Source organism: Brevundimonas huaxiensis (genome assembly GCF_014218725.1).
Taxonomy (GTDB): Bacteria; Pseudomonadota; Alphaproteobacteria; order Caulobacterales; family Caulobacteraceae; genus Brevundimonas; species Brevundimonas huaxiensis.
On the sequence record NZ_JABBJE010000001.1, the window covers coordinates 404,509 to 427,827 of the forward strand.

Genomic DNA, 23,319 nt, shown 5'->3' on the forward strand with positions numbered 1-23,319 from the left:
CCTGTCCTACGGCTTCAGCGCGCGGCCCGCCACCACCGCATCCTTGCCGAACTTCTCGCGCAGCACATCGATGGCGCGTTCGGTTTTCAAGGCGCGGGTTTCGGTGGTCTGGAACAGGCCGGCGGGCGCGTCCTCGGCGTCCTGCACATCCGCCATGCCGATGCCGATCAGACGATAGGGGCGGCCCAGCTCGGGTTTCAGCAGATCGCGCCCCGCGGCGAACAGGGCGCGCGCCGTCTGCACCGGGTCGGGCAGGGTGACGCGTCGGGTCACGATCTTGAAGTCGGTGCGCCGCAGCTTGAGCACCAGCACCCGGCTGGCGACGCCATCGCGCCGGGCCTTGGACGCCAGCTTTTCGCACAGGGGCCACAGCTCGGCCTCCAGCGCTTCGGCCGACGTCAGGTCTTCGTTGAAGGTGGTTTCGGCGCTCATCCCCTTGCGGTCGCGCTCGGGGTTTACGGCGCGGGCGTCGCGGGCATGGGCCAGATCGTGCAGGCGCAGACCGGATTCGCCGTAACGTTTGACCAAGTCGCGCACGTCGGCCCGCGCCAGATCGCCGATGGTCGAATAACCATCGCTGCGCAACGCCTTGCCGAACACCGGCCCGACGCCGGGCAGGGCGGTGACCGGACGCGGCGCCAACAGGGCCTGGGCGTTGGCGGCGCCGACGACGGAGAAGCCGCGCGGCTTGTCCATCTCCGACGCCATCTTGGCCAGAAAGCGGTTGGGCGCCAGGCCGATGGAGACGGTCAGGCCGGTCTCCTCCTCGATCTGTTTCTGGAAGCGGATCAACTGCAACGCCGGCGGGCCGCCGTTCAGCCGTTCCGTGCCCGACAGATCGACCCAGGCCTCATCCAGCGACAACGGCTGGATCAAGGGCGTCAGCTGTCCCAACGCCCCCAGAATGCGCTGCGATTCGAAGACGTATTTGGTGAAGTCCGGCCGGATCACCACGGCCTCGGGACAGGCCTTAAACGCCTTGAACATCGGCATGGCCGAGCCGACGCCATACTGGCGCGCGACATAGCAGGCGGTGGAGACCACGCCGCGTTTTCCGCCGCCGACGATGACCGGCTTGTCGCGCAGTTCGGGCCGGTCCCGCTTCTCCACCGAGGCGTAGAAGGCGTCGCAGTCCATGTGGGCGATCGACAGCTGGTCCAGTTCGGCGTCTGCGACCACGCGCCGCGATCCGCACGCCGGACAGCGGTTCTCGCGCGGCCCGGCGGGATCTTCGCCGGTCCACAGGCAGTCGCGACAGATGGCCTTGATGGCCACGCTTAAGGTCTCCGTAAGGTTGGCTTCACCCCAACTTAAGACTGGGCGCCTACGAATGCGACCAACGAGGCGTCCCGCGTTCGAGGGGCGCGCAGGTCAGGTGATGATGTCCAAGAAAGTCCTCATCGTCGAGGATAACGAGCTGAACATGAAGCTTTTTCATGATCTGCTCGATTCCCAGGGCTATGAGACCCTGCAGACCCGCGAGGGCTTGCAGGCGCTCGCCCTAGCGCGCGCCCATCATCCCGACCTGATCCTGATGGATATCCAGCTGCCGGAAATTTCGGGTCTGGAAGTCACCAAATGGCTGAAGGACGACGAGGAGCTGAACCACATCCCCGTCATCGCGGTCACGGCATTCGCCATGAAGGGCGATGAGGAGCGGATTCGTCAGGGCGGGTGTGAGGCCTATATTTCCAAGCCCATCTCGGTGATGCATTTCCTTGAAACCATCCGGCAGCACCTTGGATGAGCGCCCGTATCCTCGTCGTCGACGATGTGGACGTGAACGTCCGCCTGCTCGAAGCCAAGCTGACCATCGAATATTACGATGTGCTGACCTGCAACGACGGCCTGTCGGCCCTGGCCATCGCCGCCGAGCACCAGCCGGACCTGATCCTGCTCGACGTCATGATGCCTGGCATGGACGGGTTTGAGACGTGCCGACGGCTGAAAGCCCAGGCCGAGACGCGCCATATCCCCGTCGTGCTGGTCACGGCGCTGGACGGGCGCGAGGATCGGATCAAGGGGCTTGAGGCCGGCGCCGACGACTTCCTGACCAAGCCCATCGACGACGTCATCCTTTTCGCACGGGTCAAGTCGCTGACGCGGCTGAAGCACGTCATGGACGAGCTGCGCGAGCGCGAGGAAAGCGGCCGTCGCCTGGGCGTCGATTCGGACAATGCCGCGCGGCTGCGCAGCGAGGGCGGGCGCGTTCTGATCGTCGATGACGACCAGCGTCAAGCCGAGAAGATCGCCCAGGAACTGGGCGGCGAACATCGCATCACCATCGAAACGGATCCCGAGGCGGCGCTGGTCGCGGCCAAGGGCGCGCTGGACCTGATCATCGTCAACGTCGCCGCCGCCAGCTTCGACGGTCTGCGGATCGTCGCCCAGGCCAAGTCGGGCGATGCGCGCCGCGCGCCGATCTTGGCCATCGTGGAGCCGACCGAACGGCCGCGCATGATCAAGGCGCTGGAACTGGGCGCCGCCGACATCCTGCCGCGCCCCGTCGATACCGAAGAACTGTCGGCGCGCGTTCGCACCCAGATTCGGCGCAAACGCTACACCGACTTCCTGCGCCAGAAGCTGGACAGCAGCATGGAAATGGCCGTCACCGACGCCCTGACCGGCCTGCACAATCGGCGCTACATGACCGGCCAGCTGCAGGCGCTGGTGGGCCGCGCGGCCCAGGGCGGGGCCCAAGTGGCCGTGCTGGTTCTGGACATCGACCACTTCAAGTCGGTCAACGACAGCTTCGGCCACGATGCTGGCGACGAGGTGCTTGTGGAGTTCGCCGTGCGCCTGGCCACCAATGTCCGGGCCGTGGACCTGCCGTGCCGCATGGGGGGCGAGGAGTTCGTTGTCGTCATGCCGGGCGCCAGTCTGGAAGACGCCGGCCGCGTCGCCGAACGGATTCGCCGAGACGTCGCCTCCGCGCCGTTCCGCGTCATGGGCGGCAAGGAGCAGATCACCATCACCATCTCGATCGGCGTGGCCGCCACGACCGGTGACGGCGATACGCCTGAAGGCCTGCTGAAGCGCGCCGACGAAGGAGTCTATGAGGCCAAGGCCGCCGGCCGCAACCGGGTCATCGCCAAGGCGGCGTGACGCGAGCGCCCAGACAACGAAAAACGCCCGGCTGGAGACCAGCCGGGCGTTTTCAATTCTGAGCGGATCAAGGCCTTACTTGATCTTGCCTTCCTTGAACTCGACGTGCTTGCGCACGACGGGGTCGTACTTCTTGACGACCATTTTCTCGGTCATGGTGCGGGCGTTCTTCTTGGTGACATAGAAGAAGCCGGTGTCGGCCGTGGAGTTCAGGCGGATCTTGATGGAAGCCGGTTTGGCCATCGGAATTACCTCTGCGACGGCGAAAGCCGCTTAAAATAAGAGGCGCGGAACATACTCAGGATCGCCCCAAAGTCAACGGGCGCGATGCCACGTTGATGAGGCGCAACGCACATATAGTCTGACCGCATGAAAATCGCATCCCTGCTGGCCGCCGCGGCCCTGATGTCTCTGTCGTCCGTCGGCGTCGCAACGGCCGATCCGGCTCAGTCCCAGGACAATTTCCTGGCGCGGTTGAACGCCCTGTGCGGCCAACGATTCGAAGGCCGTGTCGTCACCACCGACGCCGCCGATGCCAGGTTCGCCAGCGAGCGGCTGGTCATGCATGTCCGCGACTGCTCGCCGGACGAGGTGCGCATTCCCTTCGCCGTGGGGTCGGATCGTTCGCGCACCTGGGTGGTGACCAAGACCGATGCGGGTCTTCGGCTGAAGCACGATCACCGACACGCGGATGGCACGACTGACGTGCTGCATTGGTATGGCGGCGACACAGTCAACGGCGGCACGGCCGAGCGTCAGGAGTTTCCGGTCGACGCCGAATCGATCGCCCTGTTCAGCGAAAACGACGCGGCCGTCTCGACCACCAATGTCTGGGCGATGGAGGTTCATCCCGAGCGGATGTTCGCCTACGAGCTGCGGCGTCCCAACCGGCATTTCCGCGTGGAGTTCGACCTGACCAGGCCGATCGTCGACTAGGGTCAGGTGGCGCGCCAGGCCCTGATCGGCCGCACGGTCGCGCAGGCGGGGCCGCCATCCTTGGCGCGGCCGGGCAGGACGACTTCCAGCACCTCGCCTTGGCGCGCCTGGGCCAGCAGATCGGCGGGAATGTCGTGGACGTCGATCTTGGCGCGTCGGCTCCATTCGCTGGCGTGCTGGCCTGCCGACGTGCCGATCGCGACATAGACGAACCGCCGCGTAGCGCCCTCGCGCCGCACGAAGGGGCCGGTCAGGCGGCCATCCTCGGACAGGGTGACGGGCGCGTCGAAGCTGATCGGGTCCGCGCTGGCGATGCGCGGCTCGACCGGCCTGTTCGCCTTGTCCTGCAGGCTGTAGGCGACGCCCGCGACCGGATCGGCGATCGTCAGGCGCAGGGTGATCGTTGTTCCGGCCATGTCAGTCCCTGTGTTCCACGGTATGCCGACCCCGCACCATCCGCACGAAGGGCAGGGGGCGGTTCGGGTGTTCCAACCGCTCGGCCAGTTCACCCAGCACGAAACGGGTGATGGCGGGCAGGTCCAGCGCGCGCGCCTCGTCCAACGGCAGCCAAGCGATCTCGTCCAGTTCGCCCGACCCTGCGGTCGGCTCGGGGCTCAGCAGGGCCTCGGCCGGGGCCATGAAGAACCGCGCGTCGAACCGCCGGGTCCGGCCGGGCGGCGTGATGGCGCGTGCGACATAGGACAGGACCGACAGATCGGGCAGGGCGCCCGCCTGGCGATACTCTCGCCATGAGCCGGCGACGGAGGCGCGGGGCACCGGCCGCCCCAGAATCAGCCCTGTCTCCTCGAACGTCTCGCGCACCGCCGTCAGGGCCAGGGCGCGCGCACGGCGAGCGGGCAGTTCGCCTTCCAGCCGCCGCGCAACCTCGCCCGACAACTCACCCGCCGAGGCGGCGGTGAAGTCGCTGCGATCGATCCGCCCGCCCGGAAACACCCATTTCGACGCCATGAACACATGGCCCGGCGCGCGCCGCCCCATCAGCACCTCGGGCCGATCGCCGCCGCGCGTCAGGATCAGCGTCGCCGCATCCTTCGGCCGCTGAGCCCCGCCGACACGCGGGGCGTCGGCCAGATCCTGAGCGGCGTCGAAAGGAGTCACTTGCGCTTGCCCTTCCTCACGCCCTTCAGGCCCCCGGAGGGTTTGGAGCCGTTGCGGGGCTTGGGGCCGCCAGGACGGTTTTTGCTACGCATGGGCGGGCCGTCGCCGCCTCTTCCGCGCATGCCGTAGCGTGGAGCCGGGGCGTTGGGATCGCGGGGTTCGGGCTCGCTGAGCATTTCGAACACCAGGCCGCCAGTGACGGGCGTGGCTTCGCGCAGCTTGACCTCGACCATGCGGCCCAGGGAGAACCGTTTGCCGGTGCGTTCGCCGACCAAGGCGTGGGCGCGGTCGTCGTGGGTGAAGTATTCGCTGCCGAGCGTCGAGACAGGCACCAGGCCTTCCGCGCCCGTGTCTTCCAGACGAATGAACAGGCCGAACCGCGTCACGCCGGTGATCCGCCCGACGAAGGTCGCGCCGACGTGCTCTTCCAGATAGGCGGCGATGTAGCGGTCCATCGCATCACGCTCTGCGGCCATCGACCGGCGCTCGGTCATGGTCACGCCCTCGGCGATGGCCGGCAGTTCGGCGATCTCGCGATCCGTCAGTCCGTCCTTGCCCAAGTTCAGCGCCCGGATCAGTCCGCGGTGGACGATCAGGTCGGAGTAACGCCGGATCGGCGAGGTGAAGTGGGCGTAGCGATCCAGGTTCAGGCCGAAGTGGCCGATGTTCTCGGGGGAGTAGATCGCCTGCATCTGGCTGCGCAGGACAACCTCGTTGACCACGTCGGCGTGTTCGGTGTCGCGCGTTTCGTCCAGCAGCTTGTTGAACCGCTTGGTCGTACCCGGCTCGCCCTTGTTCCAGGGCTTGCCGATGGTCGATAGGAAGTCCGCCAAGTTGAAGATCTTTTCCTGACTGGGCGCGTCATGCACGCGATAGATCAGCGGCGTCTTCTTCTGCTCCAGCGTTTCAGCGGCGCAGACGTTGGCCTGGATCATCATCTCTTCGATCAGCCGGTGCGCCTCCAGCGAAGCGCGTTTCTCGATAGACGCGATGCCGCCATCCGGGGCCATGCGGATGCGGCGTTCGGCCGATTCGATCTGCAGCGGGCTGCGCTTCAGCCGGCCTTTCAGCATGGCGTGATAGGCGTTCCACAGCGGATAGAGGATCGCCTCCATGATCGGGCCGGTCGTGTCGTCCGGTTGTCCATCGATGGCGGCCTGCGCCTGTTCGTAGCTGAGCTTGGCGTGCGACCGCATCAAACCGCGCACGAACCGATGTCCGGTCTTTCGGCCGTCCTTGTCGAAGACCATCCGCACGGCGAGACAGGCGCGGTTCTCGCCCTCCTTCAGGCTGCACAGACCGTTCGACAGCAGTTCCGGCAGCATCGGCTCGACGCGATCGGGGAAATAGGTCGAGTTGCCCTTGTCGCGCGCCTCGCGGTCCAGCTGGCTGCCGGGGCGGACGTAGGCGGCGACGTCGGCGATGGCGACCCAGACGATCCAGCCGCCCTCATTCTTCGGATCCTCATCGCGCGCCGCATAGACGGCGTCGTCGTGGTCGCGCGCATCAGCGGGGTCGATGGTGATGAAGGGAACCTCGCGCAGGTCCTCGCGGCCCTTCAGCGTCGGCAGGGCCTGATCCTCGGCCTCGCGTTCGACCGCTTCGGAAAAGCCGGTCGGGACGCCGTGGGCGTGGATGGCGATCAGGGAGGCGGCGCGGGGATCGTCCTCCTTGCCGATGTGCTCCAGGATCTTGCCGCGCTTGGGACCATAGCGCTGCTCGCCCTTTTCGATGGCGGCCAGGACCAGGTCGCCGTCACGCAGGTCGCCGGACTGGGCCTGGGGCACCAGCAGCACGTCCTTGGAGCGGCGGTCGACCGGCTCGACGCGGGTTTCGCGCGCCGACTTGCGGATGACGCCCAGGACGCGGTTGGTCCCCACGTCCAGCTTCTTGATCAGCCGGGCTTCCCAACCCTCGGCGCCGCGCTGGAACTTCACCAGCACGCGATCGCCCAGGCCAGGGGCGGCCTTGGACTTGTCGGGCATCAGAATGGCGCGCGGGGCGTCGGGACTGGCCTCGACCAGGCGAACATACAGTTCGCCGTCGCCGTCGCGTTCGATCACATCGGCGACGCCGACGGGGGGCAGGGCGCCGGCTTCGGAAAAGCCCTTGCGACCGCGTTTGGCCAGTCGCCCTTCGGCTTCCAGTTCGCGGATCATTTCGCGCAGGGCCCGGCGGTCGCCGCCTTTCAGGCCGAAATGGCGCGCGATGTCGGTTTTCTCGGCCGATCCGGCCTCGCGCAGAAAGGCGACGAGCGTGTCTTTGTCGGGCAGACCGGCGGGCGGCCTCTTGGATGATTTGGTCATTATGTCTTTCGTAGCGCGGAACCGCGCCCTTGAGTAAATCTTGAGGGGTCAAATCTTGCGTGAGTTGACCGCGTGATGGCGGGGCTTCAGCTTCCGCCCGCCCCGAATGGAGTTTTCGATGTCCCTGACCGCCCCCGCCCTGAGCGCGACCGTCTCGTCGCCGCTGGATCTGATCGGCAAGACGCCGATGGTGGAGGTGACGAAGATCGACACCGGCCCGTGCCGCCTGCTTCTGAAGCTGGAGTCCCAGAACCCCGGCGGTTCGATCAAGGACCGGATCGCCATCTCGATGCTGGACGCCGCCGAGCGCGAAGGCTTCCTGAAGGAGGGCGGCACCATCGTGGAGGCGACGGCGGGCAATACGGGCCTGGCGTTGACGCTGGTCGGTCGGGCCCGAGGATATAAGGTGCTTCTGGTCATCCCGGACAAGATGTCCAAGGAAAAGATCCAGCATCTCAGGGCGATGGGCGCCGATGTTCGTCTGACGCGTTCGGACGTGCCGCATGGTCACCCGGAATACTACACCGACATGGCCGAGCGTCTGGCCCAGGGCATTCCAGGCGGCTTCTACGTCAACCAGTTCGCCAACGCCGCCAACGCCGAGGCCCATGTTAAGACGACGGGTCCGGAAATCTGGGAGCAGACGGGCGGCGACATCGACGCTTTCGTCGCCGGCATCGGCTCGGGCGGCACGATCACCGGCACGGCGCAGTTTCTGAAGAGCGTCGGCTCGAAGGCCCAAATCATCCTGGCCGATCCGGTCGGCTCGACCCTGGCCGGCATCGTCAACGACGGCGTGCCGGGACCGGAAGGCAGCTACACCGTCGAGGGAATCGGTCAGAATTTCGTGCCCGACACGGCGGACATGAGCCTGATCGACAAGGCCTATTCGATCCCCGACGCCGAGGCGATCGCCACGGCGCGCGAGCTGCTGCTGAAGGAAGGCATCCTGGCCGGCTCGTCGTCCGGCACCCTGATCGCCTCGGCCCTGCGCTGGTGCCGCGAGCAGACGGAAGCCAAGACCTGCGTCACCTTCGTCTGCGACACCGGGGCCAAATATCTCTCCAAGGTCTATAACGACGCCTGGCTGGCGGATCAGGGCCTGGGCGAGCGGGAAATCCACGGCGATCTGTCGGACCTGATCAACCGCAAATACGAGAAGGGCGACGTCGTGGTCGCCGGGCCGGGCGACACCCTGGACACCGCTTTCAAGCGGATGAAGGGCGCCGACGTGTCCCAGCTGCCGATCATCGAAGACGGCCGGCTGGTCGGCATCCTGGACGAAAGCGACCTGATCCGCATCATGAACACCGACGAAATCACGCGTAAGGAGCGGTTCGCCAAGCCGGTGGCCTCGGCAATGACGCGCGATCTGGACACGCTTCAAGTCAATGAGCCGCTGGACGCCCTGATTCCTGTCTTCGACCGCGACCGCGTGGCCATCGTGCTGGACGGCGAGCGGTTCGTCGGCCTGATCACCCGCACCGACCTGATCAACCACCTCAGCCTGAACCGGTAAGTCCATGAGCGACAAGAAGAACAGCCAGGGCTTTTCGACCCGCGCCATCCATGCCGGCCAGCATCCCGACCCGACGACGGGTGCGGTGATGACCCCGATCTACGCCACCTCGACCTATGCCCAGGAAAGCCCGGGCGTGAACAAGGGTTATGAGTATGCGCGGGGCAAGAACCCCACACGCGAGGCGTTCGAGGCCTGTATCGCGGACCTGGAGGGCGGCACGCACGGGTTCGGCTTCGGCTCAGGCATGGCGGCGACCTCGACGGCGCTGGAGTTGCTGGATGCGGGCGATCACATCGTCACCGGCGACGACCTGTACGGCGGCTCGTGGCGACTGTTCGAGCGGGTGCGTCGGCGAACCATGGGGCTGGACTTCGCCTATGTGGACCTGAGCGACATCGCGGCTGTGGAGGCGGCGATCACGCCAAAGACCAAGATGCTGTGGGTCGAGACGCCGACCAATCCGTTGATGAAGCTGGCCGACATCGCCGCCCTGTCGAAGGTGGCCAAGGCGCATGGGCTGCTGCTGGTCGTCGACAACACCTTCGCCACCCCCTTCTGCCAGCAGCCGCTGAGCCTGGGGGCGGACGTGGTCATGCACTCGGCGACCAAATATCTGAACGGCCATTCGGACATCATCGGCGGCGTGCTGGTGACGGCCGACGCCGAACTGGCGACGCGGATCAAGTTCCTGCAGAACTCGGTCGGCGGGATCATGGGGCCGTTCGACGCCTTCCTGGCCAACCGGGGGCTGAAGACGCTGGCGCTGCGGATGAAGGCGCACTGCGAGAACGCGCTGACCATCGCGCGCTGGCTTGAGACGCGCGCGGGGATCGCCAAGGTCATCTATCCCGGCCTGATCGCTCACCCTCAGCATGAGCTGGCCGCGCGCCAGATGCACGGCGGGTTCGGCGGGATGGTGACGGTAATCCTGGAGGGCGATCTGGAGCGCACCAAGCGCGTGCTGGAGCGGGTTCAGGTCTTCACCCTGGCCGAGTCGCTGGGCGGGGTGGAAAGCTTGGTGAACCACCCGGCGATCATGACCCACGCCAGCGTGCCCAAGGAGGTCCGCGAGGCGGGCGGCGTGACCGACAACCTGATCCGGCTATCGGTCGGGGTCGAGAACGTCGAGGACTTGATCGCGGATCTGGATCAGGCCCTGGGCTGACGCCCGGTCAGAAGGCGTAGGCCACCTTGGCGACCAGGGCGTCCTCATACTGTTCGCCGAAGGTGTGGGCGTCAGTATCGTAGTAGCGAAGGTCCAGCTCCAGGGCGTCGGTGAGGGCGTAGGTCACGCCGGCGTTCCAGCCGGTGTAGTCGGGCGCGCCGTTCTGTTCGCGGCGACCGACGGCGACCGTGCCGTTCAGCTGGGGCGTGAAGTCCCAGCCCAGGCGGCCCTCGACCCAGGTGAAGCTGTCGGTCGAGCCGGCGGCGTCGGGCGAATACTGGACCTGCAGTCGCGCGCTGGCCGGGCCGATCGAGCGGCTGGCGTTGCCGGTGATCTCCCAGGCGTCCTGATCATAGCCGGCCTCGGCGTCGAGGCGGTTCTTGTAGGCGACGTTGAAGTCGAACCGATAGCCGAAGGCCTCGGGTTGATAGCCGACCACGAACTCGGCCTCGACGTTGGAGCCGCCGGCCTGAATCGTCTGGAAGCCCGGGCCGATGTAGAACAGGCCGTCCGCGCTTTCCCAGGTCGCCGAGCCGAAGGCGTAGCCGTCGTTGCCGGACTTGGATGCATCCTTGGAGCGGTTGTCCGTGCCCGCGCCCAGTTCGAAGGACCAGGCGTCGCGCGCGGCCGGCGAGCCGGACTGGGCGGCGGCCGGCAGGGCGACGGCGAGCGCGGAAACGGACAGGGCGGCGAGGATGGTCGTGCGGATCATGGGGGCTCCAACGCGCGAGGTGCGGATTGGCGCCGCCTTTAGCGTGCTCCGGCCTTGATGGCGAATTCCTCCGTGGCCTGAGCGAACTCTTGTCGCAGGCGTGCGACCAGTTCGGCGGTCGGCAGGACGTCGTGGATGGCGCCCGCGCCCTGGCCGGCGGACCAGACGGTCTTCCAGGCCTTGGCCTCGTCGCCCATGTCCAGCTTGTGCTCTGGCAAGGTCTTCGGGTCGATGCCGTTCTCGATCAGCGACTTGCTCATGAAGTTGGCGGGGATACCGGATACGGCGGGCGTGTGGACGATGTCGGTCGCGCCGCTGTCGATGACCATCTGCTTGTAGGCGTCGGCCGCCATGGCCTCGGTCGTGTTGATGAAGCGCGTGCCCATATAGGCGAAGTCGGCGCCCAGCATCAGGGCGGCCGCCACGTCCTGACCCGTCGAAAGGGCGCCCGACAGGATGATGGTCCCCTTGAAGAAGCTGCGGACCTCATTGACCAGGGCGAAGGGGTTGATGATGCCCGCATGGCCGCCCGCGCCGTTGGCGACCAGGATCAGGCCGTCGACGCCGGCCTCAGCCGCCTTTCGCGCATGACGAATATTGGCGATATCGTGGAAGACCTGACCGCCATAGCCGTGGACCGCGTCGACCACGTCGCGCACGGCCCCCAGAGAGGTGATGATCAGCGGCACCTTCTCCTCGACCGACACCATCATGTCGGCCATCAGCCGGGGGTTGGTCGGGTGGACGATGTGGTTGACGCCGAAGGCGGCGGCCTCGGGCTTCAGCCGGCCCTTGATCTCGTGAATCCAGTCGCGATAGCCCTCGGTCGTGCGCTGGTTCAGCGACGGGAAGGTGCCGATCACGCCCGCATTGCAGGCCTCGACCACCAGATCCGGTCCGGACACCAGGAACATCGGCGCCGAAATGATCGGCAGGATCAGACCTTTTTGCAGCGAAGCGGGAATGGCCACGGACGTCTCCTTTGGTTTTCTTTCGCTACGCTTAGCGGGCTGTCGCCGGGGAAGGCAATCGCGGGGATTTCAGACGGTGGCGCGAAAAAAATGAGTCTAATTCGTCTAATCTCGGGTCGGAGGCGGGGTGAAAGCGGGCAGGCGGCGACGGCGGGTGAAAACCGGCCATCATACGAGGGTTCGGACGGGGGATCGGTCGATTGACGCTGGTCTGCGCCAAGGCGTTGAACGGGCGGGGGAAGCTGTCCGGAACTAGGATGGCTGGGTGGCCTCAATCCTCCCCCGCCGGGGGAGGGGGACCGCGTAGCGGTGGAGGGGGCCGATCGCGCACCTGCCGATGAATATGGTCCACCACGGCAGCCAGTTCGCTCAACACATCCCGCGCCGGGATACGAAGGACGGAAATGCCGCGTGCGTTGAGCCATTCTGTCCGCCGGTTGTCGTGCTCCACCGCCTCAGCCTGGGAATGGCTTTCGCCGTCCACCTCGACCGCGAGGCGAGCGTCCTCGCAATAGAAGTCCAGAACGTACGGACCGATGGGGTGCTGGCGGCGAAAGTGAATGCCGTCGAGCCGGCGCCCTCTGATGTGCTGCCACAGGAGGACTTCCGGCAGGGTCATCGTGCGGCGCAGGTCGCGGGCGCGGGCGACGGTTTTCTTAGGTGCGTAGGTCATTTGCGTCATCGACCGCATACGCGGCCGGCCCCCTCCACCGCTTCGCGGTCCCCCTCCCCCGATGGGGGAGGATTTTCATCTGAGCGGCAAGCGCCTAAATGCCCGGCATGACCCACTATACCGACAACCTCAGCCAGCTCGGCGCCCAGACCGCCGCTCCGACCAGTCCCGAGACGGCGGTGCTGGAGCGGGTGCCGAACCCGCATGCGGACACGCTGTATCTGGCCCGGTTCACGGCGCCGGAGTTCACCAGCCTGTGCCCGGTGACGGGCCAGCCGGATTTCGCCCACATCGTCATCGACTATGCGCCGGGCGACTGGCTGGTCGAGTCCAAGAGCCTGAAGCTGTATCTGACCAGTTTCCGCAATCACGGCGCCTTCCACGAGGACTGCACCGTCGCCATCGGGCGGCGGCTGGCGGACTTGCTGGAACCCAAGTGGCTGAGGATCGGCGGATACTGGTATCCGCGCGGCGGCATCCCCATCGACGTCTTCTGGCAGACCGGCGCGCCGCCCGAGGGGCTGTGGCTGCCGGACCAGGGCGTGCCGACCTATCGCGGGCGGGGGTGAGTAAAGCTTGATACTTTGAATTGCTCCATCAGAGTTCGCCGCGCATTGCTGAAATAGTTAGTCTAAAAAGTGGAAGTCCGACGCCAACTAGGAATGTCGTGCATGATAATATTGTAAGGTAAGCGGCCCATTTTCTGGATTGGTCGGCTTTTTTGTCTTCAAGAGCTACCACTTCTTCATCGACATTTTCCAACCGTTTTAGACGTTCCCATGTGTTGTTGGTATCTGAAAGCCGCCAGCTATTTTCATCATGTCTCCAAGCAGAACCAATGAAGCCAAAAGCTGCGAAAGCTGCGGCAACGCCAACCAGAAATAGCCACATCGACGGAATGAGCTGATAAAGAAGTATCGTGTTGTCTTTAGGCGCTGCGAGTGTGGCGCACCCGAGAAGAGCGGCTCCGTTGCCGATTCCCAAAGTTCCGAGCCAACGTTTTACTGCATCGTTGGCATGTGACACCGCGTTAGCTATTTCCGTTTCATAGAGCTTAGCTAACTTGTCTTCGGCACTCATAGCGACCTCTGGGCGGCACTTACATGTTGCGTGCTGTCGCATAAGTCGAAAATTCTTCAGCTACAAGCTGTAGGCAAAGCTGAGTTTCTTTGGGCAGGTGTGCACAGTGACCTATCGCCTTCCCCTCGAAGCCTGGGGCCGCCGTCTGATGACGCGGGCGGAGGCGTGGGCTGACCAGTCTCGCCCGCGTCGATACGCCTATGAGTTCCTGTGGTTCGGACTGAAGCAGGGGTGGGCGTGTCTGTTCGGGGGGGTGATGCTGGCCCTGATCCTGGGCACGTTTCTGCTTTGGCCGGAGGGGGCGCCGGTGTCGCGTTACGATTTCCTGGCGGTCGGGGCGGTGGTGATCCAGGCGGCGATGCTGATCTTCCGGCTGGAGAGCTGGGAAGAGGCGCGGGTGATCTTCCTGTTCCATGTGGCGGGGACGATCATGGAGCTGTTCAAGACCGCGCACGGGTCGTGGGTCTATCCCGAGGACAGTCTGCTGCGGATCGGGGCGGTGCCGCTGTTCTCGGGCTTCATGTACGCGGCGGTCGGCAGCTATATCGCGCGGGTGCAGCGCATCTTTCATATCCGGGTGCGGAGGTATCCGCCGCTGTGGACGACCTGGGTGCTGGCGGCGGCGATCTACGTCAACTTCTTCGCTCATCACTGGCTGCCGGATGTGCGCATCGCGCTGTTCATCGCGACCGCCGTGTTGTTCGGGCGGGGATGGTTCTATTTCACGGCGGATCGGAAGCGGCGGTCAATGCCGCTGCTGCTGGGGTATTTCCTGGTGGCCCTGTTCATCTGGTTCGCCGAGAACCTGGGTACGCTGGGGCGGGCCTGGGTCTATCCGGGGCAGGCCGACGGGTGGGAGATGGTGTCCCTGGCCAAGCTGGGCAGCTGGTTTTTGCTGATGATCATCTCGGTCGTGCTGGTCTCGTTGGTGCACCGGCCCGAGCCGGAGATCAGCGGCCCTGTAGCGCCCCGCGCATGACGGCGGATTTGCGGCTCATGCGGGCCTTCACCAGGCGATAGACCACGGCGACGACCAGGATGGTGACGGCGAGGCCGCCGATCAGCAGGGTGGGGCCGTGCGCCTCGCTGAGCACTTCCATCTTCGCCAACCCCTGGGCGGCGAGATAGCCGGGGGCCAGCATGGCCAAGACCCAAACGATGCCCGAGGTCACATTGCCGAACTGGAATGATTGCTGGCGCATCCTGAGCATCCCCAGCGTCAGCGGCACGAAGGCGCGCAAGGGCCCGAAGAAGCGGCCGACGAAGATCGACATGACGCCGTAGCGACGGCAGTACAAACGCGTCCAGGCGATGCGCCGGCGGTGCGCCTTGAACATCGGGCGCTGGAGGAAGCGCACGCCCAGCCGACGTCCGGCCCAGTAGGAGATGGCGTCGCCGATCACCGCGCCGATGACGCAACCGACGATGACGTTGACAGGGTCCAGCACGCCGGCCGCGATCAGGCCGCCCGCCGCGACCAGCAGGCCGGTGGCGGGCACGAAGGCGCCGACGACGGCCAGCGACTCGACGAACACGACCAGGCCCAGCATGACGCCGGCCCACATATGGTTGCGGGCGACGAAATCGCCCACGGCTTGCAACAGGGAATCCATACGAAGGCCTTGGGGGAGGAAGGCGGGGTCGGTCGAGGTCAAACCGACGTAGGGCGACCTTATGTCACCCGCTTACGGCAGGCGTGTGACCTTGGCGGCCAGGTCGGGACGCGGGCGTTCCAGCGCGGGTTCGTTCAGCGTGCCGATGTGGATGAAGCCGGCGACGCTCTCGCCCTCGGTCAGGCCGAACAGGGCGACGCCTTGCGGGTCGTAGCTGTACCAGTCGGTGATCCAGCTGGACGAATAGCCGAAGCCGGAGGCCGCGTGTTCCAGGTTCATGCAGACCGCGCCGGCTGACAGGTGCTGCTCCCAGATCGGCTTGGAGCCTTCGACCGGTGTCGAGACGACCAGGATGGTGACGGGCGCGGCGGTCAGTTTGGCCAGGACCGCCTGATCCTTGGCCGGGCCGTTCCTGAGTTCGACCAGCACGGCGAGGCGGGCGGCGATGTCGGCGCGCGATTGGGGACCCAGGACCACGAACCGCCACGGGAACAGCTTGCCGTGGTCGGGCGTGCGGGCGCCCAGGGTCAGGATCTCGTCCAGTTCGGCCTCGGAAGGGCCGGGCGCGACCAGAGCCTGGGCCGGGGCGGAGCGCCGCTGGGCCAAGCGGTCCCGGAAATCTTTGGACGGAACGGGCGGGGGCAGGGGTTCGTTGAGGGCGACCATGCCGTCTAGCTAGGCTTTCATCCGCGTCTTCGCCATAGGTGGCCCATGCGCAAATCCGACGAACCGAAATGGGCCGAGGGGCTGGCGAAACCGCCGGCCTGGCGCAGCGACGGAAACGAGACGGTGTTCGACAGCCCCTGGATGGCGCTGACCCGGCATCCGGCGACGGCGCCGACGGGGATGAAGGCCGACTATGCCGTCGTGAGGTTCAAGAACGTCGGGACCGGCGTCCTGCCCGTGCATGAGGACGGGACGGTGACCCTGGTGGGCCAGCAGCGGTTCGCCCACGCCAACTACAGCTGGGAAATGCCCGAGGGCGGCGCGCCGCTGGACGAGGATCCGTTCGACGGCATCCGGCGCGAACTGGCCGAGGAGGCGGGATTGCAGGCCGAACACTGGCTGCCGGCGCTGAAGGTCGAGATGTCGAACTCCATCACCGACGAGATTGGCATGACCTGGATCGCCTGGGGCCTGAGCCCTGCGCCGACCGATCCCGATCCCACCGAGATCATCGCCGTAGTGCGTGTGCCGTTCGTCGATCTGCTGGTCGAGATCGGGCGGGGAACGGTGCGCGACAGCCTGACGGTGGCGACGGCCTACAAGGCCTATCATATGGCGATGAACGGCGAACTGCCCGAGGCGCTGGCGCGCGCCTTGCTGGGGCGCGTATGATGTCGCCGAAGGAGCCGGTCATGGCCAAGCTGGAAGTTGTCGCAGAAACCGAAATCGACAGCGTGTGGCGTCAGCTGCGCGCCTCGGCCGAGGCGGCGTCGCGCGAGGAGCCGCAGCTGGGCTCGCAGATGAATGCGGTGATCCTGTCGCACGACGACCTGGCGGGCGCGCTGAGCTTCCAGATCGCGCGCAAGCTGGCGGACGGCGAGATGAGCGCCATGTCGGTGCGCGAGGTCTGCCTGTCGGCGTTCAAGGCCGATCCGTCGATGGTCGAGGCGGCGGAGGCGGACCTTCAAGCCGTGGCCGAACGCGACCCGGCGATCCGCAACCTGTTGCAGCCCTTCCTGTATTTCAAAGGCTTCCAGGCCTTGCAGGGCTGGCGCGTGGCGCATTGGCTGTGGGGACAGGGGCGCGAGACGCTGGCCTTCCACTTTCAGAGCCGGATTTCCGAACTGTTCCAGCTGGACATCCATCCGGCCGCGCAATTTGGCAAGGGGCTGTTTCTGGATCACGGCACGGGCATCGTCATCGGCGAGACGGCGGTGGTCGGCGACGACGTGTCGATGCTGCATGGGGTGACCCTGGGCGGGACGGGCGCCGAGCGCGGCGACCGCCATCCCAAGATCGGCAAGGGCGTCCTGCTGGGCGCCGGGGCCAAGGTGCTGGGCAATATCCACGTCGGCGACTACGCCAAGGTGGCGTCCGGCTCGGTGGTGCTGAAGGCCGTGCCGTCCGGCTGCACCGTGGCGGGGGTGCCGGCCCGGCTGGTCAACTGTCCGACCAACGCCGAACCGGCCCGCACCATGGATCACACCCTGGCTGATGTGGTGTACGACTTCGTCATCTGAGCGGACGCCTCATAGCGCGATCCTGAGCGAGGCGCGGACGCTGCGCGGGGCGCCGGGGTAGATCCACAGGGCGCTGTAGGAGCTGGCGGCGTAACGCGCGTCGAACAGGTTGTCGACCTCGACGCGGGCGGTGACCTGGGGCGTCAGGCCGTAGTCCAGCGCCGCCTTGGCCTTCCAGTAGGCGGGCAGTTCGGGCGCGCCGAGCGCCAGGCCGCCGGCCCGGTCGCCGACGTAGGCCGCGCCGGTCATGAACGACCAGGTCGTGCCGTGGATGGTGGGGAAGCGACCGATGACGAACAGCGAGCCGGAATGTTCGGGCACGTTCAGCACGGCGTCGGTGGCGAAGGCGCGGTCGTCGGCCCTGGCGTCGGTCCAGCCGTAGTTGGCGACCACCTGCCAGACGTCGTCGATCTTCAAGGCGCCGTCCAGCTCGATCCCGCGCGTCGTCAGCTTGCCGACCGGGGCCAGGAAGTTGGGATCGACCGGATCGGTCGTCAGAATGTTCGACTTCTCAATATCGAAGACGGTGGCGGCGAGGTCCAGTCCGTCCCAGGCGCCGGCCAGGCCGATCTCATAGCCCTTGCCATCCTCGGGCGCGAAGCCGGAGCCGTCGCGGCCCGTGCCCGAGTTCAGCACGAACGACTGACCGTAGCTGGCGTGGGCGGTCAGGTTTTCGGTCAGGCTATAGCGGGCGGCGAGGCGGTATTTCAGGGGCGTGTCGCTGGCTTCACCGACGGCGCCGGTGCGGTTGTTTCGGATGGTCTGGTCGTAGTCGTCGAACCGCAGCCCGGCCAGCAGGCTGAGACGGTCGTTCACCTCCCACAGATCCTGGGCGTAGAGGGTGACGACATCGCGCGTCTCCAGATTGTCGGTGAAGGGCAGGGGTATCGGCGGCGTGACCGCGCCATAGACGGGGTTGAAGACGTTGATCGGATAGGGATTGGCGGCGGTCGGATTGATGCGCAGCCACTTCTCGCCATAGGTCAGCTGATAGGCCTTCACTCCGAAACCGAGATTGTGAACGCCCAATCCCGTCTGGACCACGCCGTTCAGCTCCAGCCGGGCCGACAGGTCCTCGACCGAGAAGTCGCGTCCGCGACGCTGACGCCACAGCTGGTCGCCCACCAGACGCGAATGGTCGCTCGACAGACCCTTCAGCGAGCCGCCCCGCCAGGCGACGCCGCCGTTCAGGCTCCAGTCGTCATTGATCCGGTATTCACCGGTGATCTGGTGCCGTTCGTTGCGGAAGCGGGTCACGCCGTCGCCGGGCTCGCCGTAGTAGTTCGAGGGCGGCAGGAACAGCGCGTCGCCGTTGATCGCCGGCATCCCTCGGTCGAACAAGGTCGTGAAGGTGGTGAACTCGCCCACATAGGTCAGGCGCAGATCATCGTTTGGACGCCAGGTCAGGGACGGCGCCACCACAGTGCGGTCCAAGCCGACATAGTCGCGCCAGCCGTTCGAAGTCTCGCCCGCCACCACAAGCCGTCCGGCCAGGGTGTCGTTGATGGGGCCGGTCAGGTCCAGTTCGCCGCGACGCAGACCGAACGATCCCACCGTGGCGGTAAAGGTGGCGGCGGGCGCAAAGCGCGGGGTCTTGGAGACGATATTGATGCGTCCGGCCGGGTCGATGTCGCCGAACAGGGCGCCGGACGGCCCCTTCAGCACTTCTATCCGCTCGGATGTCGCCGGATCGCGGGGCGGGGCCATGCCGCGATTGGCCAGGAAGCCGTCGACATAATATTCCGCGCCGCCGTCGGGCGTGCCCAGGAAGCCGCGAATGGCGAAGTTGTCCATGACGCCGCCGCGATTGTTCTGCTGGCTGACGCCGCTGACCAGTTCCAGCGCGTCGGCCAGGCGCGTCGCGCCCACGGCCTTGATCAGATCGTTCTCGACAGAGCGGCTGGACGGGGACATGGCCTCGGTGATCGATCCTGCACCCAGCGTCAGATCACGCGGCGCCGAGCGGCGGCCCAGAACGACGATCTCCCCCACCGTTTCAGGCTCAACCCCCGCGACAGCGACGGGGGCGGGGGCGTTGGCGGCGACCAGCAGGCACGCGCCGGCGCAGCTCAGAAGGAGGGACAAGGCAGGCTCCGTTTGAAATGTTATACTGTATCGGCTATCCGCTTCCGCCTGATGATGTCAACCGCTGCAACGCTTGTTCCCGCCTCCATTTCTTCGACTGCCGCGCCAAGCCGTGCGGTCAGTCGGATCCGATCCATCGACGCCCTTCGCGGGCTGGTCATCCTGCTGATGCTGGTCGATCACGCGCGGGAGTTCTTCTTCATCCACGCCCAGGTCTCGGACCCGATGAATGTGGAGACGACCTCGTCGGCGTTGTTCTTCACCCGGCTGTCGGCCCATTTGTGCGCGCCGGTGTTCGTGGCCCTGACGGGATTGGGGGCCTGGCTGTACGGAAACAAGCAGGCGGGCGGCGGGAACGGAGCCAGCGCGGCATCGGCCTTCCTGCTGAAACGCGGTCTGTTTCTGGTCGTGCTGGAACTGACGGTGGTCAACTTCGCCTGGACCTTCTCGGTTACGCCCGAGTTGATCTATCTGCAGGTGATCTGGGCCATCGGCCTGTCGATGATCGCGCTGGCGGCCTTGGTGCATCTGCCGCGTCCGATGCTGATCGCCGTGGGGCTGGTCATCGTGCTGGGCCACAATCTGCTGGACCCGATCACCATTGCGGCAGGGCAGCCGGGCTATGCGATCTGGGCGGTGCTGCATGATCGCGGATTTATAGACTTACCTTGGGGTGGTCAGGCGCGGACGTCCTATCCGCTGCTGCCGTGGATCGGCGTGGCGGCCTTGGGCTATGCCATCGGGCCGTGGTTCGCAGGCGAGCAGAGGACGCGGCTGAGGCGGCTGGTGCTGATCGGGGTGGGCGCGCTGGCCCTGTTCGTCGTGCTGCGGGCGATCAATGTCTATGGGGATGCGCCGTGGGCCGTGCAGGCGACGCCGATCCAGACGGTGATGAGCGTGTTGAACCTGACCAAATATCCGCCGTCGGCCGACTTCCTGCTGCTGACGCTGGGGATAGGCGCGCTGATCCTGGCAGGGCTGGAAAGAGCGCCGGAGCGGTTGGTCGGCGTGCTGGCGGTCTTTGGCGGAGCGCCGCTGTTCTTCTATCTGATCCACCTCTACGGGCTGCATCTGTTGAACCTGGCGGCCGTGATGCTGTTCGGCGCCAATCAGGGCGAGGGCTTCGGCGTGCCCGGCGTTGGCTGGGTGTGGCTGCTGGCGGCCCTGGTCGCCGTGCCCTGCTGGTTCGCCTGCCGCTGGTTCGGCGGGGTCAAGCGGCGCAGTTCGCAATGGTGGATGAAGTATCTCTGAGACGGGAAAATGCGCGACGCCGGTTTCCCTGAACCGCCGATGTCTCTAGGGTCCGCCGCCAACGTTCAGACCATGAGGCCCCCCGTGAAAGACACCGACCTGAAGCGCATCGAGGCGCACCTCAAGCGCACCTTCAACACCGGCGGCATCATCGTGAAGGCCCGCCCCAAGCAGAATGACTCGGCCGAGGTCTATGTCGGCGACGAGTTCATCGGCATCGTCTTCGAGGACGAGGACGAGGAAGGCTCGTTCATGTTTGAAATGGCGATCCTGGCCGAAGACCTTCCGGCCTAACCGCCGACCGATCCGACCGCCCGGCGTGAATGCGCCGGGCGGCTTTCGTTTCAGCGCGTGGGGGCCGCGCGTTCGAGGCCGTACAGCGCCTCGACGATGTCCTCGGCCTTCTGCTGGACCAGTCGCTGGGCGTCGTGGACGCCGCGATTGTAGAAGGCGCCGCCGATCTCCTTGCCGATGAAGTCCAGCAGCATCTCGGCCGGAAGCTGGCCGAGTTCCTGATCCAGTTCGCGGGCGAAGTAGTCGCGCAGTTTGGCGGTGATCGCCGCGCGTTCTTCCTTAGAGAATTCGATCGGCTTCATGCGACTTCGGCCAAGGCTTCTTCGGCGGCGATCCAGGCGGCTTCGGCGGCGGCCAGATCGGCTTCGGTCTTGGCGCGGGCGCGGGTCAGGCCTTCGAGGGCCTTGGGATTGCTGACCGAGGCGGTGGCCATGTCGTCGTCGATACGGGCGATCTCGGCCGCAAGGCGGGTCATGGTCTCCTCCGCCTTCTTGACCGCGTGACGCAGGGTCGAGGGCGAAGGGCCGGATCGCTTCTTGTTGCCCCTATCGTTCGCGCCCCCGCCTTTTGAAGAATTGGCGCTCTCTGCTTGCGAGGCACCTGAGTTGGCCTTGGCCTCTTCCTTCTTGATCTGGCTGGGCTTGGCGATGGCTTGTTTCGCGCGGTCGAGGACGAACTTGGCATAGTCGTCCATGTCGCCTTCAAAGGGTTTCACCGTGCCGTCGGCGGCCAGCCACAGGCGATCCGCCACCATTTCCATCAGCGAGCGGTCGTGGGTGATCAGGATGACGGCGCCGTTGTAGTCGTTCAGCGCGTCGAGCAAGGCGCGGCGGCTGTCGATGTCCAGGTGGTTGGTCGGTTCGTCCAGGATCAGGACGTGGGGCGCATCCATCGCCACCATGTTCAGCAGCAGGCGCGCGCGTTCGCCGCCCGACAGGCTGTCGACCGTGGTCTCCTGCTTTTCGTAACCCAGGCCGAACTGGGCCAGTTTGGAGCGGCGGGCGCTTTCGGGCGCGTCGGGCATGGCGCGGCGGATGATCTCCAGCGGCGTGTCGGTCGGGTCCATCGCCTCGATCTGGTGCTGGTGGAACCAGCCCACGCGCATCTTCCTGTCGCGGTGCAGTTCGCCCTCGGAGACGTTCAGGGCGCCGGCGATCATCTTGGCGAAGGTGGACTTGCCGGCGCCGTTGACGCCGAGCAGGCCGATGCGGTCGTCAAGGTCCATGCGCAGGTTCAGATTGCGCAGGATCGGCTTGCCCGGCTCATAGCCGACATTGGCCCGCTCCAGCCGGATCAGCGGCGGGGCCAGCGGGCGCGGCGGAGAGGGCAGGGTGAAGGGAGCGACGCGCTCCTCGATGGTGGTGGCGACCGGCTGCATCTTCTCCAGCCGCTTCATGCGCGACTGGGCCTGGGCGGCCTTGGACGCCTTGGCCTTGAAGCGATCGACGAAGGCCTGAAGGTGGGCGCGCTCGGCGTCCTGCTTGGCCTTGGCCGACAGTTGCAGCCGGGCCTTTTCGGCGCGGGCCTTTTCGAAGGCGTCGTAGTTGCCGGTGTAGAGGGTCAGGGTGTGGTTCGCGAGGTGCAGGATATGGGTGCAGACCTCGTTCAGCATCTCGCGGTCGTGGGAGATGATCAGGGCCGTGTGCGGATATTTCTTCAGCCGCGCCTCAAGCCACAGGGCGCCTTCCAGGTCGAGGTAGTTGGTCGGTTCGTCCAGCAGCAGCATGTCCGGCTCGGCGAACAGGGCGGCGGCCAGGGCGACGCGCATTCGCCAGCCGCCCGAGAACTCCGACATCGGCCGGGCCTGGTTCTCCTGATCGAAGCCCAGGCCGACCAGGATTTCGGCGGCGCGCGCGGGCGCGGCGTCGGCGTCGATCTCGATCAGGCGCGACCAGATCTCGCCCATCTCTTCCGGTTCTGCAGTCTCGAGCCGGCCCAGCAGGGTGTGGCGCTCGACGTCGGCCTCAAGGATGGTGTCGATGACGCTGACGGGGGTCGCCGGATGCTCCTGATCGACCGAGCCGATACGGGCGGTCTTGGGCAGGCTGATCTCGTCGCCGGCGGCGTGAAGCTCGCCCAAGATCAGCTTGAACAGGGTCGACTTGCCGATGCCGTTGCGGCCGACCAGACCGACCTTGGAGCCGGGCGGCAGGCTGACGGAGGCGTCCACGAGAAACTTGCGGCCCCAGGCGTTGAAGGTCAGGTCGGTGATCTGAAGCATTGCGGCGAAGGTTCTTCGGTTGGTCGGCGTCCCTCAATCGGCAGGTCGCCATGCGGGGTGCGTCAGGGATGCAAAAAGGG

25 protein-coding genes are annotated in these 23,319 nt (G+C 66.1%); 11 read left to right on the forward strand and 14 right to left on the reverse strand.

The window, feature by feature from the left end:
• Positions 1–6: 6 nt before the first annotated feature.
• Positions 7–1,275, reverse strand: coding sequence for a DNA polymerase IV (locus tag HF680_RS02045; RefSeq protein WP_185223931.1), 1,269 nt, complete (start codon positions 1,273–1,275; stop codon positions 7–9).
• 106 nt (positions 1,276–1,381) lie between these two features.
• On the opposite strand from HF680_RS02045, the gene HF680_RS02050 reads away from it, so the two are divergent.
• Positions 1,382–1,747: a response regulator gene (locus HF680_RS02050; protein ID WP_164952723.1), complete on the forward strand. Its 366-nt coding sequence runs from the start codon at positions 1,382–1,384 to the stop codon at positions 1,745–1,747.
• A complete protein-coding gene (locus HF680_RS02055; protein ID WP_161640213.1) occupies positions 1,744–3,105 on the forward strand; it encodes a PleD family two-component system response regulator in 1,362 nt (453 codons plus the stop codon). Before HF680_RS02050 ends, HF680_RS02055 begins: the two co-directional genes overlap by 4 nt.
• A 75-nt stretch (positions 3,106–3,180) precedes the next feature.
• Here the strand turns inward: HF680_RS02055 and rpmG are convergent, their stop codons facing one another.
• Positions 3,181–3,348 (reverse strand): 50S ribosomal protein L33, encoded by a 168-nt coding sequence (gene rpmG / locus HF680_RS02060; RefSeq protein ID WP_003164451.1) that lies wholly within the window; start codon positions 3,346–3,348, stop codon positions 3,181–3,183.
• A 126-nt stretch (positions 3,349–3,474) separates the two neighbouring features.
• Here rpmG and HF680_RS02065 point away from each other — a divergent pair, with 126 nt between their 5' ends.
• A complete protein-coding gene (locus tag HF680_RS02065; RefSeq protein WP_185223932.1) occupies positions 3,475–4,041 on the forward strand; it encodes a hypothetical protein in 567 nt (188 codons plus the stop codon).
• Positions 4,042–4,043: 2 nt separating this feature from the next.
• Here HF680_RS02065 and HF680_RS02070 read toward each other — a convergent pair whose 3' ends face one another.
• Genes HF680_RS02070 through rnr form a run of 3 tightly spaced genes read right to left on the reverse strand, consistent with a single transcriptional unit; the run spans position 4,044 to position 7,466 of the window.
• Positions 4,044–4,457, reverse strand: a complete 414-nt coding sequence (locus HF680_RS02070; RefSeq protein WP_185223933.1) for a DUF5990 family protein — start codon at positions 4,455–4,457, stop codon at positions 4,044–4,046.
• 1 nt (position 4,458) lies between these two features.
• Positions 4,459–5,160, reverse strand: a complete 702-nt coding sequence (locus HF680_RS02075; protein ID WP_185223934.1) for an NUDIX hydrolase — start codon at positions 5,158–5,160, stop codon at positions 4,459–4,461.
• On the reverse strand, positions 5,157–7,466 hold the full coding sequence (gene rnr / locus HF680_RS02080; RefSeq protein WP_185223935.1) for a ribonuclease R: 2,310 nt from the start codon (positions 7,464–7,466) through the stop codon (positions 5,157–5,159). Before rnr ends, HF680_RS02075 begins: the two co-directional genes overlap by 4 nt.
• Positions 7,467–7,584: 118 nt before the next feature.
• Here rnr and HF680_RS02085 point away from each other — a divergent pair, with 118 nt between their 5' ends.
• Positions 7,585–8,985, forward strand: coding sequence for a pyridoxal-phosphate dependent enzyme (locus tag HF680_RS02085; RefSeq protein ID WP_205195887.1), 1,401 nt, complete (start codon positions 7,585–7,587; stop codon positions 8,983–8,985).
• 4 nt (positions 8,986–8,989) lie between these two features.
• Positions 8,990–10,153 carry a cystathionine gamma-synthase gene (locus HF680_RS02090; RefSeq protein WP_045810073.1) on the forward strand — a complete coding sequence of 388 codons (1,164 nt, stop codon included), beginning with the start codon at positions 8,990–8,992 and terminating at the stop codon, positions 10,151–10,153.
• A 7-nt stretch (positions 10,154–10,160) separates the two neighbouring features.
• Here the strand turns inward: HF680_RS02090 and HF680_RS02095 are convergent, their stop codons facing one another.
• From HF680_RS02095 to HF680_RS02105, 3 genes are all read right to left on the reverse strand, one after another.
• Entirely contained in the window at positions 10,161–10,865 is a 705-nt protein-coding gene (locus tag HF680_RS02095; protein ID WP_185223936.1) for a TorF family putative porin, read from the reverse strand.
• Between the two features lie 38 nt (positions 10,866–10,903).
• Complete coding sequence (locus tag HF680_RS02100; protein ID WP_112861696.1) at positions 10,904–11,836, reverse strand: NAD(P)H-dependent flavin oxidoreductase; 933 nt, start codon at positions 11,834–11,836, stop codon at positions 10,904–10,906.
• 271 nt (positions 11,837–12,107) lie between these two features.
• Positions 12,108–12,509 carry an endonuclease domain-containing protein gene (locus HF680_RS02105; RefSeq protein WP_185223937.1) on the reverse strand — a complete coding sequence of 134 codons (402 nt, stop codon included), beginning with the start codon at positions 12,507–12,509 and terminating at the stop codon, positions 12,108–12,110.
• 107 nt (positions 12,510–12,616) lie between these two features.
• Here HF680_RS02105 and queF point away from each other — a divergent pair, with 107 nt between their 5' ends.
• Positions 12,617–13,078 carry a preQ(1) synthase gene (queF, locus tag HF680_RS02110; RefSeq protein WP_066554928.1) on the forward strand — a complete coding sequence of 154 codons (462 nt, stop codon included), beginning with the start codon at positions 12,617–12,619 and terminating at the stop codon, positions 13,076–13,078.
• Positions 13,079–13,106: 28 nt separating this feature from the next.
• Here queF and HF680_RS02115 read toward each other — a convergent pair whose 3' ends face one another.
• Entirely contained in the window at positions 13,107–13,589 is a 483-nt protein-coding gene (locus tag HF680_RS02115; protein WP_185223938.1) for a hypothetical protein, read from the reverse strand.
• 148 nt (positions 13,590–13,737) lie between these two features.
• On the opposite strand from HF680_RS02115, the gene HF680_RS02120 reads away from it, so the two are divergent.
• Complete coding sequence (locus tag HF680_RS02120) at positions 13,738–14,568, forward strand: DUF817 domain-containing protein (RefSeq protein WP_185224304.1); 831 nt, start codon at positions 13,738–13,740, stop codon at positions 14,566–14,568.
• On the opposite strand, the gene HF680_RS02125 is transcribed toward HF680_RS02120, so the two are convergent.
• Positions 14,540–15,202 (reverse strand): DedA family protein, encoded by a 663-nt coding sequence (locus HF680_RS02125; protein WP_185223939.1) that lies wholly within the window; start codon positions 15,200–15,202, stop codon positions 14,540–14,542. The two genes, HF680_RS02120 and HF680_RS02125, sit on opposite strands and share 29 nt — an antisense overlap.
• Positions 15,203–15,274: 72 nt before the next feature.
• Positions 15,275–15,868, reverse strand: a complete 594-nt coding sequence (locus HF680_RS02130; RefSeq protein ID WP_185223940.1) for a nitroreductase family protein — start codon at positions 15,866–15,868, stop codon at positions 15,275–15,277.
• A 45-nt stretch (positions 15,869–15,913) separates the two neighbouring features.
• On the opposite strand from HF680_RS02130, the gene HF680_RS02135 reads away from it, so the two are divergent.
• On the forward strand, positions 15,914–16,540 hold the full coding sequence (locus tag HF680_RS02135; protein ID WP_185223941.1) for an NUDIX domain-containing protein: 627 nt from the start codon (positions 15,914–15,916) through the stop codon (positions 16,538–16,540).
• A 20-nt stretch (positions 16,541–16,560) separates the two neighbouring features.
• Complete coding sequence (cysE, locus tag HF680_RS02140; protein WP_185223942.1) at positions 16,561–17,388, forward strand: serine O-acetyltransferase; 828 nt, start codon at positions 16,561–16,563, stop codon at positions 17,386–17,388.
• 9 nt (positions 17,389–17,397) lie between these two features.
• Here cysE and HF680_RS02145 read toward each other — a convergent pair whose 3' ends face one another.
• A complete protein-coding gene (locus tag HF680_RS02145; protein WP_185223943.1) occupies positions 17,398–19,473 on the reverse strand; it encodes a TonB-dependent siderophore receptor in 2,076 nt (691 codons plus the stop codon).
• A 51-nt stretch (positions 19,474–19,524) separates the two neighbouring features.
• On the opposite strand from HF680_RS02145, the gene HF680_RS02150 reads away from it, so the two are divergent.
• Both HF680_RS02150 and HF680_RS02155 read left to right on the forward strand, forming a co-directional pair.
• Positions 19,525–20,724: a DUF1624 domain-containing protein gene (locus tag HF680_RS02150; protein WP_185223944.1), complete on the forward strand. Its 1,200-nt coding sequence runs from the start codon at positions 19,525–19,527 to the stop codon at positions 20,722–20,724.
• A gap of 72 nt (positions 20,725–20,796) precedes the next feature.
• Positions 20,797–21,018, forward strand: a complete 222-nt coding sequence (locus tag HF680_RS02155) for a DUF3126 family protein (RefSeq protein WP_039243756.1) — start codon at positions 20,797–20,799, stop codon at positions 21,016–21,018.
• A gap of 50 nt (positions 21,019–21,068) precedes the next feature.
• On the opposite strand, the gene HF680_RS02160 is transcribed toward HF680_RS02155, so the two are convergent.
• Together HF680_RS02160 and abc-f are read right to left on the reverse strand one after the other, a co-directional pair.
• Positions 21,069–21,320 carry a DUF2164 domain-containing protein gene (locus HF680_RS02160; protein ID WP_045810064.1) on the reverse strand — a complete coding sequence of 84 codons (252 nt, stop codon included), beginning with the start codon at positions 21,318–21,320 and terminating at the stop codon, positions 21,069–21,071.
• Positions 21,317–23,239, reverse strand: a complete 1,923-nt coding sequence (gene abc-f, locus HF680_RS02165) for a ribosomal protection-like ABC-F family protein (RefSeq protein WP_045810063.1) — start codon at positions 23,237–23,239, stop codon at positions 21,317–21,319. The genes HF680_RS02160 and abc-f overlap by 4 nt, the downstream gene beginning before the upstream one ends.
• Positions 23,240–23,319 lie beyond the last annotated feature (80 nt).

What these genes read in the sequence shown, in the direction of transcription:
- HF680_RS02050 (WP_164952723.1), top strand. Translation starts at nt 1,382, where the DNA reads ATGTCCAAGAAAGTCCTCATCGTCGAGGATAACGAGCTGAACATGAAG.
- HF680_RS02055 (WP_161640213.1), top strand. Translation starts at nt 1,744, where the DNA reads ATGAGCGCCCGTATCCTCGTCGTCGACGATGTGGACGTGAACGTCCGC.
- rpmG (WP_003164451.1), bottom strand. Translation starts at nt 3,348, where the DNA reads ATGGCCAAACCGGCTTCCATCAAGATCCGCCTGAACTCCACGGCCGAC.
- HF680_RS02065 (WP_185223932.1), top strand. Translation starts at nt 3,475, where the DNA reads ATGAAAATCGCATCCCTGCTGGCCGCCGCGGCCCTGATGTCTCTGTCG.
- HF680_RS02070 (WP_185223933.1), bottom strand. Translation starts at nt 4,457, where the DNA reads ATGGCCGGAACAACGATCACCCTGCGCCTGACGATCGCCGATCCGGTC.
- rnr (WP_185223935.1), bottom strand. Translation starts at nt 7,466, where the DNA reads ATGACCAAATCATCCAAGAGGCCGCCCGCCGGTCTGCCCGACAAAGAC.
- HF680_RS02085 (WP_205195887.1), top strand. Translation starts at nt 7,585, where the DNA reads ATGTCCCTGACCGCCCCCGCCCTGAGCGCGACCGTCTCGTCGCCGCTG.
- HF680_RS02090 (WP_045810073.1), top strand. Translation starts at nt 8,990, where the DNA reads ATGAGCGACAAGAAGAACAGCCAGGGCTTTTCGACCCGCGCCATCCAT.
- HF680_RS02095 (WP_185223936.1), bottom strand. Translation starts at nt 10,865, where the DNA reads ATGATCCGCACGACCATCCTCGCCGCCCTGTCCGTTTCCGCGCTCGCC.
- HF680_RS02105 (WP_185223937.1), bottom strand. Translation starts at nt 12,509, where the DNA reads ATGACCTACGCACCTAAGAAAACCGTCGCCCGCGCCCGCGACCTGCGC.
- queF (WP_066554928.1), top strand. Translation starts at nt 12,617, where the DNA reads ATGACCCACTATACCGACAACCTCAGCCAGCTCGGCGCCCAGACCGCC.
- HF680_RS02115 (WP_185223938.1), bottom strand. Translation starts at nt 13,589, where the DNA reads ATGAGTGCCGAAGACAAGTTAGCTAAGCTCTATGAAACGGAAATAGCT.
- HF680_RS02120 (WP_185224304.1), top strand. Translation starts at nt 13,738, where the DNA reads ATGACGCGGGCGGAGGCGTGGGCTGACCAGTCTCGCCCGCGTCGATAC.
- HF680_RS02125 (WP_185223939.1), bottom strand. Translation starts at nt 15,202, where the DNA reads ATGGATTCCCTGTTGCAAGCCGTGGGCGATTTCGTCGCCCGCAACCAT.
- HF680_RS02130 (WP_185223940.1), bottom strand. Translation starts at nt 15,868, where the DNA reads ATGGTCGCCCTCAACGAACCCCTGCCCCCGCCCGTTCCGTCCAAAGAT.
- HF680_RS02135 (WP_185223941.1), top strand. Translation starts at nt 15,914, where the DNA reads ATGCGCAAATCCGACGAACCGAAATGGGCCGAGGGGCTGGCGAAACCG.
- cysE (WP_185223942.1), top strand. Translation starts at nt 16,561, where the DNA reads ATGGCCAAGCTGGAAGTTGTCGCAGAAACCGAAATCGACAGCGTGTGG.
- HF680_RS02150 (WP_185223944.1), top strand. Translation starts at nt 19,525, where the DNA reads ATGATGTCAACCGCTGCAACGCTTGTTCCCGCCTCCATTTCTTCGACT.
- HF680_RS02155 (WP_039243756.1), top strand. Translation starts at nt 20,797, where the DNA reads ATGAGGCCCCCCGTGAAAGACACCGACCTGAAGCGCATCGAGGCGCAC.
- HF680_RS02160 (WP_045810064.1), bottom strand. Translation starts at nt 21,320, where the DNA reads ATGAAGCCGATCGAATTCTCTAAGGAAGAACGCGCGGCGATCACCGCC.
- abc-f (WP_045810063.1), bottom strand. Translation starts at nt 23,239, where the DNA reads ATGCTTCAGATCACCGACCTGACCTTCAACGCCTGGGGCCGCAAGTTT.